We start from the raw sequence: 13848 nt of genomic DNA on the forward strand, positions 1-13848 counted from the left end.
AAAGACCGGCCGCAAGCTCGGGAAGTGAAGCGTGCAAGCCTCTACAGCAGGGAGAATACAACCCGGTTTCCCTTGCCCTGCGCGGACGATTCCGACTTGTCGTCCGTCTTGACGATCTCGGCCGGGTGCAGGAACAGGCGCTCTGCCGGAACTTTCTCGACGAGCAGCCAGTCGCGGACTGCTTTGGCCCGCCGATCGGCCAGATCGCGCAGATCCTGCTCATCAAGCACCGTATTGGCGAGAATCAGTGTCTCCATTTCGGCAACCGGCAGGCTCTTCGCTATCCCGAGCATGTTGCGCGGCTTCTCGAAGTCCTCGTCACGGTAGACACGCTCCAGCAGCTCCGGATACTCCTCGCTGTCCATGTCTATCGTCCCCACCGCGACATCGGCATCGCCCTTCTTGCCGGCCTCGCTCTTCAACGCCCGCAGTTTGCTGTCGAGTCGAGCGCGCTTCAAGCCCTCGGGGTCGTTCTCCGAATCGGCCTGTCCGGTAATCTCGAGCTTGAGAGCGGGCCGCTCAAGCAAGGCCTTGGCCAGTGCTTCAAGGCGTGGCTTCGCCGAGCCGGCAAGCGACGCCCGACCGGGGTCGAACTCGACGTTCGACAGCTCTTCGCCACCGCCGAATACCGAACCCAGCAAAGCGAAAGGTGAGGTAACGACCTTGACCAGAAGATTGCCGATCAACTCGCCAAGCACCCCGCCAATGCTGAATTCCGGGTCATCGAGCGAACCCGCAACCGGCAGATTGATGTCGATTTCCCCCTTGCTGTTCTTGAGCAGGGCAACGGCGAGGCTCACCGGCAGCCTGGTGGCCTCCGGGCTATCGACCGCTTCACCAAAAGTCAGTTGATCGAGAAAAATCCGATTCTCGGCAGTCAGTTGCTTCTTCTCGATTTTGTACTTGACGAACAACGACAACTTGCCTTTGTCGATTGCATAGCCCGCGTACTTGCTGGAGTACGGCGAAAGCGCGGTCAATTCGATACCCTTGACGTCTGCCTTGAGGTCAAGAAAGGGATCAGCAATCAGCGGGTTGAGCTGACCGGCTATGGTCAGCGGTGCAATGTTGTCGTAGCTCCCACGTAGATCCAGCGTTGCAAGGCTGCCATCTGCCGAAGAGAGGCCACTGATCGTGCCACCGATCTTCTTCAAATCGGCCGAGTAGTTCGGCTTGATGAAATGGTCACTGAACTTGATGTCGCCGCCGCGCAAGTTGATCTTGCCGACCTTTATCGGCAGCTGCGGCGGTTCTGCGGTAGCAACCGGCGCGACTGCCTTGCCTTCCGCAGCGATCACGGCAGTCGCCTGCTTGGCTTTATCGGCCGCCCCGGCAGCGGCCGCCCCGGATTCGCGCACGATCTGCGAGAGATTGAGCTTGCCCTGCGGGTCGATGACCACGCGCGCAAAAAACTGCGCCAGCCCCACCTCGGCGATCGACAGCGAGTTCGGATTCAGGCGCGCGTCGATGTTGGCAAACGACAAGGATTTCCACTTCAGGAAGTCGGAGGAATCGAGCTTGTCGACCGCCGCGAAGTTGGCTACCACCACTTCCCCGGTGAAACTTCCCGCCAGCTTGCCGGCCTCGGCAGCACCTGCCGCGGGCGCCTGCCGCATGCGCACATCGCCACTCAAACTCACCTGGCCACTCGAAAGGACGACGTTCAACTGCTCCGTAAAATATGGTTGCAGCGGTATCAGTTCCAGCGTCTTGACGGCAAGCTTGAGCTCGGTAAGGAGTGGAAAAAACTTGACGGTGCCGCCGACCTCGACGTCGCCCTTCGTGTTGACTCTGAAACGCGTCGCGATCCTGGCGGTCGTGCCGGGCTCGGTAGACAGGTTCTCGGCATCCACCTTCATCGCTTCGATGCTGTGCACCACTACCGGCGACATGACGGAATCTTCAAAGCGCAAGCCGAGGTTTTCCCCACGGTACTTGGCGAGCGTCAACTCCCACGGCTTCGACGAATCTTCCTGTGCGGCTTCGACGGCGCGCAAGGACGGCGGCTCGACAAACAGGATGCTGCCGTCTGCGGTACGCCGGATCAGCAGCATCGCGTCGCGCACCGCAACTTCACCAATGAGCACTTCGCGCTTGGCGAGATCGAAACGGCCGCCCTGCACCGAGAACGCCTTGAGCTTGACCCATGGCTCGGCATCCAGGCTGAACGCCAGATCGAACTCGCTCGCTGCGCTGCTCTTGCTGTCGACATTCCTCAGCCTGGCGGCAAGCCCGTCAACGCGTGCATCGAACGGCTCTCCACGCGACTCGTCGCGCCAGCGCAAGGCCCCGCCAGTGATTTCGGCTTCGCCCAGCGACCACTCGAGCGGCGAACTCTTCGCCCTCGCTTCGTCTTCAGATACCGGCCGCCGCGGGGAGGCCTGTTTCGCGCTGAAAAAGTCGACCCAGTCAATGCTTCCCTGCGTGCTGACCCGTGCGTGTATCTCTGGCTCCTCGAGCGACACCCGGTCGATCACAAACTTGCCATTCAGCGGATCCAGGCTGCCGACCACCACATCCAGACGACGCAAGGAAAGCAGCGGGGCACCGGCAGCATTCTTGACGACCAAATCCTTGAGCGCGACGCCACCCGAAATCACCAGCGTCGAACGTCCTTCCTCCTGATGCTGGAAAGCCAGCTTGAGATCGCTGTCAAGTGCGCCGGAAACGACCTCGATCGGCAAGCCATGCGGCAGGTAATCGATATACTTGCCCAGTTGCACGTCGCGCAGTTCGAATGCCACGTCGCTTTCCATCGATGCGTCAAAAGGCTTGCTCTTGCCCTGCACAAGCAGCGGCGAGCCATTGATCGATGCCGAAAAAGTCGGCTCGACGAATATTGCGGTCGCCTGCGGCAAGCTGGAGATAAACGGCAAGCCGATATTCAGCTCGCCGAGCTGGTGCTTTTCAGCAAGCATCTGATCGTCGAAATCGATCTTCCCGCGCGAGATCTGGATGTTGTTGAGCGAAAACAGGGGTGTCGGGGCGTCCGACGCCGGCTGGGCGGCGAACTCATCAATCAAGTCGGAGAAGTTGAAGCGCCCGTCGGCCAGACGCACCACTCGGACGGTCGGTGCGACCAGGCTCAGCTCACTGATCACCGGCCCGCCACGCCATAGCGAACTCCACTCAGCGTCCACCTGCAGACTGTCGAAAGCCGCCACAGTCTCGCCACCACCCTTCTCCTGAATCGCAAATCCCGCGACTTGGACCAACAATGTGTAGGGGTTTATGCGCACGCTTTCCACTGCCACCGGCCGCTGCAAGGTCTTGCTGAGCTGGTCGACCAGTACCCACTTGGCAAGCAGCGGCAGACCGAGGAAGCCGAGCACGCTGAAAACGAGCATGGCAAGCGCGAGGCGCAGCACGTATTTCTTCAGTTCGATGGAGGCCGTAGCTTGGCAGTATCTGTTGTTTCGGTCATGGCAGCAGGCCGCAAGCTGGCTGGAGGAGGCGCGAATTTAGCACGAAGGCGAGCTTCCCGCATTCGCCGTGGCCATGAAAGCACCGCAACAGCCGAACCCAGTTGAAGGGCGATTCAGAAGCTGTTCTTCCATTCGCGCAGCGCGGCAAACACGGCGACCTCATCGGCCGCCTCGGGTACCCGGCGCCGCGCCGACGCGACCACTTCCGGCGCGGCGCAGCGCAGGAAGGGATTGGTGGCCTTCTCGATCGCGATCGTCGATGGTACCGTCGACCAGCCCTTGGCGCGTGCCACCGCGACTTCATTGACCCGCCTTTGCAGACAGCGATTAGCGGGCTCCACCGCCAGTGCAAAGCGTAGATTGGCCTCGGTATATTCGTGAGCACAATAGACCGCTGTCTCGTCGGGCAAGCTGGCCAAGCGCGATAGCGAGTCGAACAGTTGCGCTGCGCTGCCTTCGAACAGACGTCCGCAACCGCCAGCGAACAGGGTATCGCCACAGAACAGGCAGCCTGCGCCATAATAGGCAATGTGCCCAAGCGTGTGTCCGGGAACGGCGAGGACCTGGAACCCTATGTCGCAGAAAGCCGCGCGAATGCTTTCTCCACCGTGTAAGGGTTTGCTCACGCCAGCAATCGATTCCGCCGCGGGTGCGAACACCTCGGCCGGGTGATGGGCAAGAAGACTCATCACCCCACCCTGATGATCGGCGTGGTGATGGGTGACGAAAATGGTGCTCAGCGACAGGCCTTCACGCTCAAGAACCTCGAGCACCGGGCGTGCATCACCTGGATCAACCACGGCCGCTGACGCGCCTTTGCGCAACAACCAGATGTAGTTATCCTTGAAGGCTGGAATGCGGATGACGTCGAACATCGCTCAATTTTGGAAGAACTGCGGAAAATGTCAATTGCTGGCCTCGACGCCTGGCTTCAAACGCCGCAGGGACGGTACGTCATGGCCTGGGAACAGGCCACTGTCGACAAAATGGTCGCCGACGTGTTCGGCTACAATGCGATTCAGTTGGGCCTGCCACAATTCGACCTGCTCGCGCAGAACCGCATCCCCCTCCGCCAACTGGTGCACGACTCGGGCCAGGTCGATGTCCTCTGCGACCTGCGGCAACTTCCCTTCGCCGCTCACAGCATCGATCTGGTGGTCATGGCGCATAGCCTTGAGTTCGACGACGACCCGCACCAGATTCTACGCGAGGTGGAACGTGTTCTGATTCCCGAAGGCGAAGTAATTATTGCCGGTTTCAATCCAATCTCGATCTGGGGCCTGCGTCGCCGGCTACCCAACTGCCCGCAACACTTTCCCTGGAATGGTCGCTACCTTTCGCTGCAGCGCCTCAAGGACTGGCTGCAATTACTCGGCTTTGAGGCCGAGCACTGTAGCTTTGGCTGCTACGCCCCGCCCTTCCGAAACGACCGCTGGCTCAAGCGTTGGCATTTCCTGGAAGCCAGCGGCCAGCGCTGGTGGAATTTTGCCGGCGGCGTCTACGTACTGCGCGCGGTCAAGCGCGTGCATAGCATGCGCCTGATCCTGCCGAGCTGGAAACAGAAGGCCGCGCCGCGCAAGGCGCTGTCGGTGCTCAGAAAAAAAAGGAAATAGCAAGACATGAATGATCAGCAAGTCGTTATCATCCACGCCGACGGCGGCTGTCGCGGCAATCCCGGGCCGGGCGGCTGGGGCGCGCTCCTGCAGGCCGGCGAGAAAACAAAGGAACTGTGGGGCGGGGAGCGAGACACGACCAACAACCGCATGGAACTGACGGCCGCCATTTGCGCCCTCGAGGCGCTTAACGGACCCGCAACGGTGCACCTGCACACCGACTCACAGTACGTGCAAAAAGGCATCAGTGCCTGGATTCACAACTGGAAGCGCAATGGCTGGCGCACCTCGGACAAGAAACCGGTGAAAAACGCCGACCTCTGGCAACGTCTCGACGAAGCGGCCAGCCGGCACCAGATCACGTGGTTCTGGGTCAAGGGACATGCCGGGCATGCCGGCAACGAACGAGCCGACGTACTCGCCAATCGCGGCATGGACGAGCTGCGTGCCAAGACCTCCTGAGCACTGACCTGCGCCCTCGGCCGCCGCCTGCCCAAGGACCGACACCAGCCACCCGCCCGCGCCGACCACAGAATCCGCGCCATCGCGAGTTCTTAACCAGCAATGGACAATGCCCATGCGCCAGATCTTTCTCGATACCGAAACCACCGGCCTGGAGCACAGGCTTGGCCACCGCATCATCGAAATCGCTGGCGTCGAGATGTGCAACCGACGCCAGACCAATCACCATTTCCACCGCTACCTGAATCCCGAGCGGGATATTGACGCCGGTGCCCTGGCGGTGCACGGCATCAGCCGTGAATTCCTGCTCGACAAGCCGCATTTTGCCGACGTTGCCGCCGAGTTTCTCGATTTCGTGCGCGGTGCAGAACTGGTCATCCACAACGCCGCTTTCGACCTTGGCTTTCTGAACGCTGAACTGGCCATGCTCGACATGGCTCCGCTGGATACCATCTGTCACGCCGTCTGCGACACTCTGCGCATGGCCAAGGATCTGCATCCCGGCAAGAAGAACAACCTCAACGCGCTGTGCGACCGCTACGGGGTCGACAACTCGCAGCGGACCCTGCACGGCGCCCTGCTCGACGCTGAAATTCTCGCCGAAGTCTATCTGGCAATGACCCGCGGCCAGGAAAGTCTGATCATCGATCTCGGCGATGACAGCGCCAGCCGCATCGCAGCGGCCCGCCCGCTGCCCTCCTCGGGTCGGCGCAAAGCCCAGGTGGTCAGGCGCGCCAGCGACGAAGAAATCGCTGAACACCAGCAAGCGCTGGCAGACCTTGACGAAACAAGCAAAGGCAAATGCCTGTGGCTGCATTTGGAGGGCGGCAGCTGATTCAAGCCATTCACCGCGTTCACCGCATTCAGCACCTGCTCTTGCTCGCTGCGCGCGTGCGCGGCTTCCTGCTCGCAGCACTGCTGACCCCTCTCCTCGCCTCACTTGTCGTCCCGGATTTATCCGCGCTGAGTGCCGCCCACGCGGCGTCGACCGTGACATTGCCGCCGCTGCAAACCTGGATCGACCTCACCCCGACAGGAGGCCGCTTGCGCGCACCACCGGGCACCTATGCTGGCCCGGCCGTGATCAGCCGAGCGATAATCATCGACGGCGACGACAAGATCACCGTCGACGGTGGTGGCAAAGGCACAGTGCTGACCGTGCGCGCCACTGGCGTGACCATACGAGGACTGCATCTGAAGCACTCGGGTGATTCGCACGACAGCCTCGACTCGGGCCTGTTGATCGAAAACGGCAGCGACAATCTGGTTGAAAACAACGTCATCGACGACGTATTGTTCGGAGTCACGCTGCAAGCCGCCAACGACAATCGCATCATCGGCAATCGCATCCGCTCCCGGCACAGCGATCCTGCCGACCGGGGCGACGGCATCCGCCTCTGGTACAGCATGCGCAACCGCATCGAGAACAACGACATCGCACGGATTCGCGACATGACGGTCAGCAACTCGCTCCACAATCGCTTCATCGGCAACCGCGTCACGGATAGTCGCCGGGCGCTGAATCTGCTTTTTTCGCACCGCACGCTGATCGAGAGGAACCGCTTTGCCAACAACTCGACCGGCATTACCAGCGTCAACTCAAGCGGCGTCATCATCCGCAACAATCAGATCATGCATTCCGTGGACGCCAGCGGCGCCGGTATCGCCCTCAAGGAAAGCGGCACGACGCTGGTTCACGGCAATGAAATCATTCACTGTGCGGTTGGCCTGATGTCCGATTCGCCGACCCATCCGATCAACCGCATCACGGTGATCGACAATCGCATCGCCCACAACTTCACGGGAATCAGCTTCTACGGCGAGAGGGGTGGCCATCTCGTCTTGCGCAATCGCTTCGAGCACAATCTCTGGCAGGCGCTGGTCGGCGAGAGCGGCCAGGGCGATCACAACGAATGGCGAGGCAACTACTGGGACGACTATCAGGGCTTCGATCAGAACGCCGACGGGGTCGGCGACAGCGCACACGAAATCTGGGCCTACGCGGACCTTATCTGGATCGAAACACCGATGGCCAAGTTCTTTCGTAGCTCACCGGTGCTCGAATTACTCGACTTCCTCGAACGCCTGGCGCCGTTTGCCTCGCCGAAGCTGGTCCTGCGCGATTCGCAACCGCAAGCCCACCGCCAGCAATAGCTGCGGCAGGGAAAACCGGCGACAAACGCGCGGCAGACATCAGTGTCGACCGCGCAAGTGGCCGCAACGGGTATCGGCTGTATGGCTTATCAGCTGTCGCTGGGGGTTTCGGGTGGACGCCTGGGCCGCCGGCCATGCCGTTTGGGTGTCGCCCGGGAATCTGGCGAACGCCCATCAAGCGACGTACCATCCGCGGCACCTTCTGCTCTCGCGGCAGGCTGCCGCTGTTCCTGCTGGCGGGGAGGCCCAGCCGGGCGCGGGCCCGTCGGGGCGGCCTTGCGTTGCTCCGGTCGACGACCTGGCCCGGAGGCGTTCTGGCGCTTCTCCGGTTGTCCTGGCATGCGGTCCGAATTTCGATCGGACTCACGGTTTCCTGGAGCCAGGGTAATTTCGAGCTCGATAATTTCATCCCATTGCGGATCGCTGCGATCGCGCTCGGGGATGGAGAGAAGTTCACGGAGCCGGCGACGCGGATCCTGGGGAGGTGATTCGTTCATTTCAGCATTATGACTCACAGCGCCGCTATCGTCCAACAACAAGCGCAGCCTTCAGCCCTGACGCATGACCCAGCCGGTAACGCCGGCTTTTGCCGCCGAGGCGGTCAGATTGCGCATGGTTGGCGGCAAAGGACGGGGGGATGGAGTCAGCCAGGAGGATGTCGAAAGTTTTTTTGGACTGCGGTACGACCGCCAGGCCTTGAAAACACCGGGCTGCAGCATTCATGCTTCAGGGCTGAAACAGCGAAGAAAAAGCAGGGCTAGCTCCCCTCCCGAAAGCCTTCCCTCGCCTGGGGCGGAACGCGATAAGCGTCGAAGCGCCTTCAGCAGCCCGCGAACGAGGACTTGCCCTATTCTGCGCCCGCTTGCAAATGCCCGGTCTTCACCCAGATTACCGTTTCAACTTCCGTGTACGGGCAGTGCGCGCTCAAGTGCGGGCTGCGCAACCAACTACCGGCAGGATAACGGCCATGTTCATCGATGAATTCGCCGCTGAGCACGAAGATCTCCTCGCCTCCCCAGTGCCGATGCGGCACGAAGCGTTCGCCGGCCGGCCATTTGACGAGCGCCACGTGCTCGACCTCGTACGAATGCAGCGGCATCACCTGCAGTCCGCCCTGGCCCGGTAGCCAGGCCGCGCTGACGGTGTCGATACGCACGCTGGCGGTATCTCCAGCGGCAAATTGGTGCAACTTCACGAACAGCACGCAACCCTCCCCGCTAAAGGGTGCATGGCCACTGCCGGGTGGATTGCGAAGATAGCTTCCGGGTCCGTAATCACCGTCTTCGTCCGAGAAAACGCCTTCGAGCACGAGGATTTCTTCGCCGCCGGGATGCAGATGGTGAGCGAAGCGAGCGCCGGCGTCGTAGCGAACGATGCTCGTCGCGTGCCCACGCTCGGCATCCTCGCGGGCCAGGGGTTTGCGCCACACGCCGGGCATCGGGGTGACTTGCCAGGGCGCGGTCGCGGTATCAATGTGCGCGGCTTCAGCGAAGTTCATGTTGAGCATGCGGGCGGTGTCCTGTGGAAACACTCGAGGATAGATCAATCCGACGCCCGGGCAACGGCCTGATCGAGCCAGGCCAGCCACCTGTCCACCGCCGCCTGCCGCTTCTCCGCAGCGTCCCGCCAGTGATAATCGCCGTTGTCGTGCCACAGAAGCGCCCAGTCGCCGCCCCAGGTATCGGCAAGCACATGGCGGCTGACCCCTTCGAGCACCCGTTGGGCACGCAAACGCGCCAGTTCGTCCGGGGACATCAACAGCGGCAGCACTGCCCGGGCGGCGGGCAGGCCAAGGCGTACCAGCGCGCGCACTTCAGCGGTGAAATCCGCGTGCAAGGGCTCGGGGGAACGATGGATATGTTCCACGAGGGATGCGATTTCATCGCTCACGGCATCACGATGGGATGGTTGGAAACGGTGTGCGAGAAGCTGATCACCACGCGCCGATTGGCGCGCAAGCGTCCCGCGTCACGCGGCTGCGTGGCACCCGGCGCCGTGCCGTGCTCGGAGAAGATCTCGGTTTCGCCGAAGCCAAAGGAGAAGGTAATGCGCGTCGCATCGACGCCGGCCAGCAACAGCAGGTTTTCTGCGACATCGGCGCGGCGCTGCGAAAGATCGGCGTTGGCGGCTTCGCCACCACGCACGTCGGCATTGCCTTCAATGGCCACCGTGACATCGGGGTAACGATCCAGGTAATCCGGGATATCCGCCAGCTTGCTCTCCTCGCCGGCCATCGGCACATCCTGATTGGTATCGAAATAGAGCACGACAGGCTCGTGCACATAGTAACCGCGGAAACGCTCGAGGGCCTCGTCGAAGACTGCCGAGGCGCTGTCCTGCACGCTGGCGTATTCGTTCTGCACCGCGCCACTGCGAATCTGGAAGCCCCACGAGATGGCGCCATATATCGTCTGGTTGTCGGTGCCCTTGGCGACGGTCTCGAAATCCAGATCGCTGTCGAATGACAGGCTGGGGAAATCGAACAGGGAGGCCGCGCCGAAATCCGTTGGCGAGCGCAGCCAGCCGTACTGGTTGTCACCGCCGACGCCAAAATGTTCGATGTAGTTGGGCGAGCCGGCGTCGCCGCGCGGGGTCGCCGAGGGCAGGTTGTCGATCATCCAGCCGGCCGGGGCGCCGCCTGGCGTGCCGGGCGTCATCTGCTCCATGCGCCCGGCCTCGGTGCCCTGTACGCCGGTATTGCCGTCGACCATGTTGCGCCAGTCCACCGGCGCACCTGAAGACGGCGTCGTCGTTCCCGAAACGTCGGTGGCGTTGACCGCCTGGACGAGGCCGATCTCCGCCGAGTAAGGCCCGTTCGGATCCGGCTGAAAGGCAATCGTTCCCGACAGACCGGGTGGTGCCGCCTGCGTCGCCATGCCGATCTCGAAAACACCGAGCGCCACCGGCATGCTTTGCATCAGGTCACACTGCAGCGCGCGTGGCTCGCCCCCCTGCTGGGCGACGTGCGCCAGTTCGTGCGCCAGCAGACGATCGCCACCCGGCGTTCCTGGCGCATAGCGGCCGGGCGCGAAGAAAATATCCTTGCCGACGGTGACCGCGTTGGCACCCATCGAGGTCGCAATCCGCCCGGCGCTGGAGCCGGAATGGATGCGCACATCCTGTGGTCCCGACCATTCGGAAGGCAGCCGCTCGCCCGCGCTGGCCTGCCGTGCCAGCCACCCACCGAGCCGATCCGCACCCGGACGCCTGCTGATCGGCGTTACGTCGGGAGCACTTCGGGCACCTCCCGCCAGCATGCGCGCACCAGCGCGCTCGGCATCGACTTCGGCGTGCTGGTCGCGCGCCGGCCGCATCGTCATCTTGCCGCGTGCGGTCAGGAATTTGGGTACGCCAGGCGTAGCGGTCGACGCTCCGCGAGAAGGAAACACGGCCTCGGCAGCCTCGCTTCGCGTCGAGGTTTTCTTGCTCTGATAAGTCATCTTCGCCCTCCTTCCTTGCGCTCAGCGCGGGAACAGCCGTTCACCATTAGCGAAACTCAAAAAGCGTTGTGCACCGCCGGCGTCGTTCCAGGTAATGTGGATGGTCAGGTGCGGAAAACGGGTAGTCAGGTCCTGCAAGGGCCCCGCCATCGCCGGAGATCGCAAAAGGCCCGCCAGCCGCACCACGCCCGTGCAAGTGGAATCTCAGCGCGCCCGGCTTGGGCGAACGCACCGTTTCAACATGGGCTCGGCTCTCAGCCACTGAACACGGGGCCAGCCAGGGCCATCAGCGTCGCGCGCACGCGTGCGAAGGCCGGCGGCGCAGCGCTGCGTTCGATGCTCACGGAATGATGCCGCTCGCCGAGTGTAGCGTCGATTTGATCACGGAAACCGTCGCGCCCCGGGGTCAAGATCTCGCCCGGTAACGCGAAGAAATCGCCCTCAAGCAGCGCGTCGACCAGCTGCCGCTGCTGCCGGAGGTCCAGGCGCCGCAGCGCTTTTTCGGGCCAGGGTGCGCTCCAGTGCTGGCCACGCGTGCAGTCACGCGTCTCGACGTAGGCGAACAGCTCACCGGCGGGCGTCACCCGGATGCGCAGGTTGCCGCGACAACTGATCGCCTGAATGCGGCGGAACTCGATTTCCGGCTGCGCAGCTGTTGAAGGCTGCCCGGTGCTCAGCTGATGCTCCACTCGGATTGAGCGATGTCGGGGGCGGTCATGCGGCCGAGCGCCTCCCACAGGGTCACGTAATGACGCGGCAGCACGTCGATGCCGTTCGACATCTGGCTCGCGGTATCGACGCCCCACACCGCCGGCCCAGGCACCCCGGCTGCAGTGACCAGCCCGGAATAGAGCGTCTGCTGGGCGCCAAGAACGCCGGTAGTGTTGTTCTGATACTCGTCAGGCAGGCCCAGCATGTGACCGAACTCGTGCTCGCCGACCGAATAGCGGTTGGCGGCATACGTCGTTTCGAAGGCATGATCCACCGCTAGGTCGGCCCGGCGGTTGGCGGCGTCGCCGGCAACCCCCACCGACCCGTGGCCAAGGACGCCAATCGGTTGCGTCACACCAAGGCCGGCAAGGAAGCTGCGCACCGCCACCGCACGCCTCTCGGAGAGGTCGACGTTATGCGTGGCGTCACCGTCGAGACTGGCGAAGCCGTCGACCTTGAGCGGGATCAACGGATCGGACGGATTCTTCTGCCTGGCCGCATCGGCGAAGGCGACAAGGGCCGGCCGCATCACCGGGCTGATGACATCCGAATCGTTGCCGAACAACACCGGTGAAGCCGCCGCCGCAGCGAGTGCGCTCTCCAGGCGCTGGCGCTCGGTGGTAGCCACGCTGCCGCTGTTGAAGTCGGGCTCCTCGCGTACGTCGGACTGGTAGAGGTCGGCGCTTGCCGGGCGCTCGGGATGCGCCACGTCGGGGTCGTTGGTGGCCGACTTGTAGTCGATCCCCGGCCCGGGGCTCTTGTGCACCGTCGTCACGTAGTGCGCTGCAGCGTCGTCGCTGACCTCGACCGGCGTCACCAGCGGGATCGCCCTGAAGTCCCAGCAGGGCTTGCTCGAGGTCAGCGTATGCTGGGCGCTCCAGCGCGCCGCGACGCGACCGATATAGGCGCTCTTGAAGTCCGTCTTTTCCGTATCGCTCCAGAAGAAGCGGCTGAGGTCTTCGCCGGCCATGGTGCGGCTGATCCGTTCAAGCATTCCCGGCGCGTTGTCGGCCGAAACGAAATTGAACTTCATCTTTACCGTCACCGGCATAAGGCCGACCAGAGGAAAGTAGTCGGCGTCGAACATGCCGAAGGTGGTCGAGGGAATATAGCGTTCGAGGTGCATATGGCGCAGCGCGAAGGCGTCACGGCGGACGCCCTCTTCCGGCGTCAGGCAGCTGCCGAAAAGGCTGTCGAAGAGTGGCGTCGGCACCGTCGGAACACCTGCCGGCAGGGGCACACCGGCATCGGTCGGTGCGGCTGCCGCGGCAGCCGCAGCCGCCGCCGCGTCCGGCGTTGTACCGGCATCGGCGGTGACCCCGGCGTCAGGCACGCGGGAAACGGTGTTGCCCGTGCCGCCGCTGACCACATGGGCGAGTTCGTGCGCGATCAGCCGGCGCCCCGAATCGGACTCGGGTTCGTAGCGGCCGGGCGCAAACACGATGTCGTTGCCGAGGGTGAAGGCGCGCGCAGCCAGTGAGCGCGCCATGCTCCCTTCGCGCGATCCGCTGTGCACCCGCACCGCGCCGAGATCACGCCCGAACCGCGGCTCGAAGAAGTCGCGCGCGGACCTGTCGAGCGGGCGACCCGCGCCCAGCCCGGGCAGCGACGCCGACAGCGGCCCGGCCCCCTCGGCCGAACGCTGGATAGCGGAAGCGCAACGGGCGCAGGGTGCCTCCGGCGTACAGCCGTGGCATCCGTCGGGCCCCATCACCGCGGCGGCGATGCGCTCTGCCTGCCGCTCGCCGGCATCTTCCGGGCGGGAGACGCTCATTCCGCGCGCCGCAAGGAATCGCGGAGTGCCGGCAGCGCGTGTTGCAGTCGTGGGCCCGGATTTGGTATGCTCAGCTGAAGAAGCTGCCATGCTGCCTCGTGCCTGAGTCGTGAATGTCATCGTCTGTCCTCCGGGTTTCGCCTGCAGTAAGCTCCTGCAAGCCGACGAGCGCATCGATCTGCCCGCCGTACTCCAGCATAGCGCATGGTCGAAGGGTCGCGGTGCACCGACTCGCGGTCCAAGCCCAGCCATGTACCCGCCGTTCCGGC

General features: G+C 63.2%; 11 protein-coding genes. 4 read left to right on the forward strand and 7 right to left on the reverse strand.

Features of this window, described 5'->3' with window-relative positions; genetic code table 11:
- Positions 1–41 precede the first annotated feature (41 nt).
- On the reverse strand, positions 42–3347 hold the full coding sequence (locus tag E4Q23_RS17805; protein WP_169067884.1) for a DUF748 domain-containing protein: 3306 nt from the start codon (positions 3345–3347) through the stop codon (positions 42–44).
- Between the two features lie 191 nt (positions 3348–3538).
- The gene (gloB, locus tag E4Q23_RS17810) at positions 3539–4300 is read right to left on the reverse strand and encodes a hydroxyacylglutathione hydrolase (RefSeq protein ID WP_169067885.1); all 762 of its coding nucleotides are present in this window, start codon (positions 4298–4300) and stop codon (positions 3539–3541) included.
- Between the two features lie 27 nt (positions 4301–4327).
- On the opposite strand from gloB, the gene E4Q23_RS17815 reads away from it, so the two are divergent.
- The 4 genes from E4Q23_RS17815 (at position 4328) to nosD (ending at position 7654) form a co-directional block, all read left to right on the forward strand.
- The gene (locus tag E4Q23_RS17815) at positions 4328–5038 is read left to right on the forward strand and encodes a class I SAM-dependent methyltransferase (RefSeq protein WP_169067886.1); all 711 of its coding nucleotides are present in this window, start codon (positions 4328–4330) and stop codon (positions 5036–5038) included.
- 6 nt (positions 5039–5044) lie between these two features.
- Positions 5045–5500 (forward strand): ribonuclease HI, encoded by a 456-nt coding sequence (rnhA, locus tag E4Q23_RS17820; RefSeq protein WP_169067887.1) that lies wholly within the window; start codon positions 5045–5047, stop codon positions 5498–5500.
- 115 nt (positions 5501–5615) lie between these two features.
- Positions 5616–6335: a DNA polymerase III subunit epsilon gene (gene dnaQ, locus E4Q23_RS17825; RefSeq protein WP_169067888.1), complete on the forward strand. Its 720-nt coding sequence runs from the start codon at positions 5616–5618 to the stop codon at positions 6333–6335.
- A complete protein-coding gene (nosD, locus tag E4Q23_RS17830) occupies positions 6302–7654 on the forward strand; it encodes a nitrous oxide reductase family maturation protein NosD (protein WP_169067889.1) in 1353 nt (450 codons plus the stop codon). Before dnaQ ends, nosD begins: the two co-directional genes overlap by 34 nt.
- Before the next feature lie 847 nt (positions 7655–8501).
- On the opposite strand, the gene E4Q23_RS17835 is transcribed toward nosD, so the two are convergent.
- The 5 genes from E4Q23_RS17835 to E4Q23_RS17855 form a co-directional block, all read right to left on the reverse strand.
- Positions 8502–9161, reverse strand: coding sequence for a cupin domain-containing protein (locus E4Q23_RS17835; RefSeq protein ID WP_169067890.1), 660 nt, complete (start codon positions 9159–9161; stop codon positions 8502–8504).
- Positions 9162–9196: 35 nt separating this feature from the next.
- Positions 9197–9544: a hypothetical protein gene (locus E4Q23_RS17840; protein ID WP_169067891.1), complete on the reverse strand. Its 348-nt coding sequence runs from the start codon at positions 9542–9544 to the stop codon at positions 9197–9199.
- Positions 9541–11094, reverse strand: a complete 1554-nt coding sequence (locus tag E4Q23_RS17845; protein WP_169067892.1) for an eCIS core domain-containing protein — start codon at positions 11092–11094, stop codon at positions 9541–9543. Before E4Q23_RS17845 ends, E4Q23_RS17840 begins: the two co-directional genes overlap by 4 nt.
- Positions 11095–11348: 254 nt before the next feature.
- Positions 11349–11783 carry a hypothetical protein gene (locus E4Q23_RS17850; protein WP_169067893.1) on the reverse strand — a complete coding sequence of 145 codons (435 nt, stop codon included), beginning with the start codon at positions 11781–11783 and terminating at the stop codon, positions 11349–11351.
- Positions 11768–13579 carry an eCIS core domain-containing protein gene (locus E4Q23_RS17855; RefSeq protein WP_169067894.1) on the reverse strand — a complete coding sequence of 604 codons (1812 nt, stop codon included), beginning with the start codon at positions 13577–13579 and terminating at the stop codon, positions 11768–11770. The genes E4Q23_RS17850 and E4Q23_RS17855 overlap by 16 nt, the downstream gene beginning before the upstream one ends.
- Positions 13580–13848 lie beyond the last annotated feature (269 nt).

Origin of the sequence: Candidatus Accumulibacter phosphatis (genome assembly GCF_012939955.1) — a bacterium.
GTDB classification, from domain to species: domain Bacteria; phylum Pseudomonadota; class Gammaproteobacteria; order Burkholderiales; family Rhodocyclaceae; genus Accumulibacter; species Accumulibacter delftensis.

Coding starts and splice junctions, on each gene's coding strand:
- E4Q23_RS17805 (WP_169067884.1), bottom strand. CDS start 3,347: ATGCTCGTTTTCAGCGTGCTCGGCTTCCTCGGTCTGCCGCTGCTTGCC.
- E4Q23_RS17845 (WP_169067892.1), bottom strand. CDS start 11,094: ATGACTTATCAGAGCAAGAAAACCTCGACGCGAAGCGAGGCTGCCGAG.
- nosD (WP_169067889.1), top strand. CDS start 6,302: ATGCCTGTGGCTGCATTTGGAGGGCGGCAGCTGATTCAAGCCATTCAC.
- rnhA (WP_169067887.1), top strand. CDS start 5,045: ATGAATGATCAGCAAGTCGTTATCATCCACGCCGACGGCGGCTGTCGC.
- gloB (WP_169067885.1), bottom strand. CDS start 4,300: ATGTTCGACGTCATCCGCATTCCAGCCTTCAAGGATAACTACATCTGG.
- E4Q23_RS17835 (WP_169067890.1), bottom strand. CDS start 9,161: ATGCTCAACATGAACTTCGCTGAAGCCGCGCACATTGATACCGCGACC.
- E4Q23_RS17855 (WP_169067894.1), bottom strand. CDS start 13,579: ATGAGCGTCTCCCGCCCGGAAGATGCCGGCGAGCGGCAGGCAGAGCGC.
- dnaQ (WP_169067888.1), top strand. CDS start 5,616: ATGCGCCAGATCTTTCTCGATACCGAAACCACCGGCCTGGAGCACAGG.
- E4Q23_RS17815 (WP_169067886.1), top strand. CDS start 4,328: ATGTCAATTGCTGGCCTCGACGCCTGGCTTCAAACGCCGCAGGGACGG.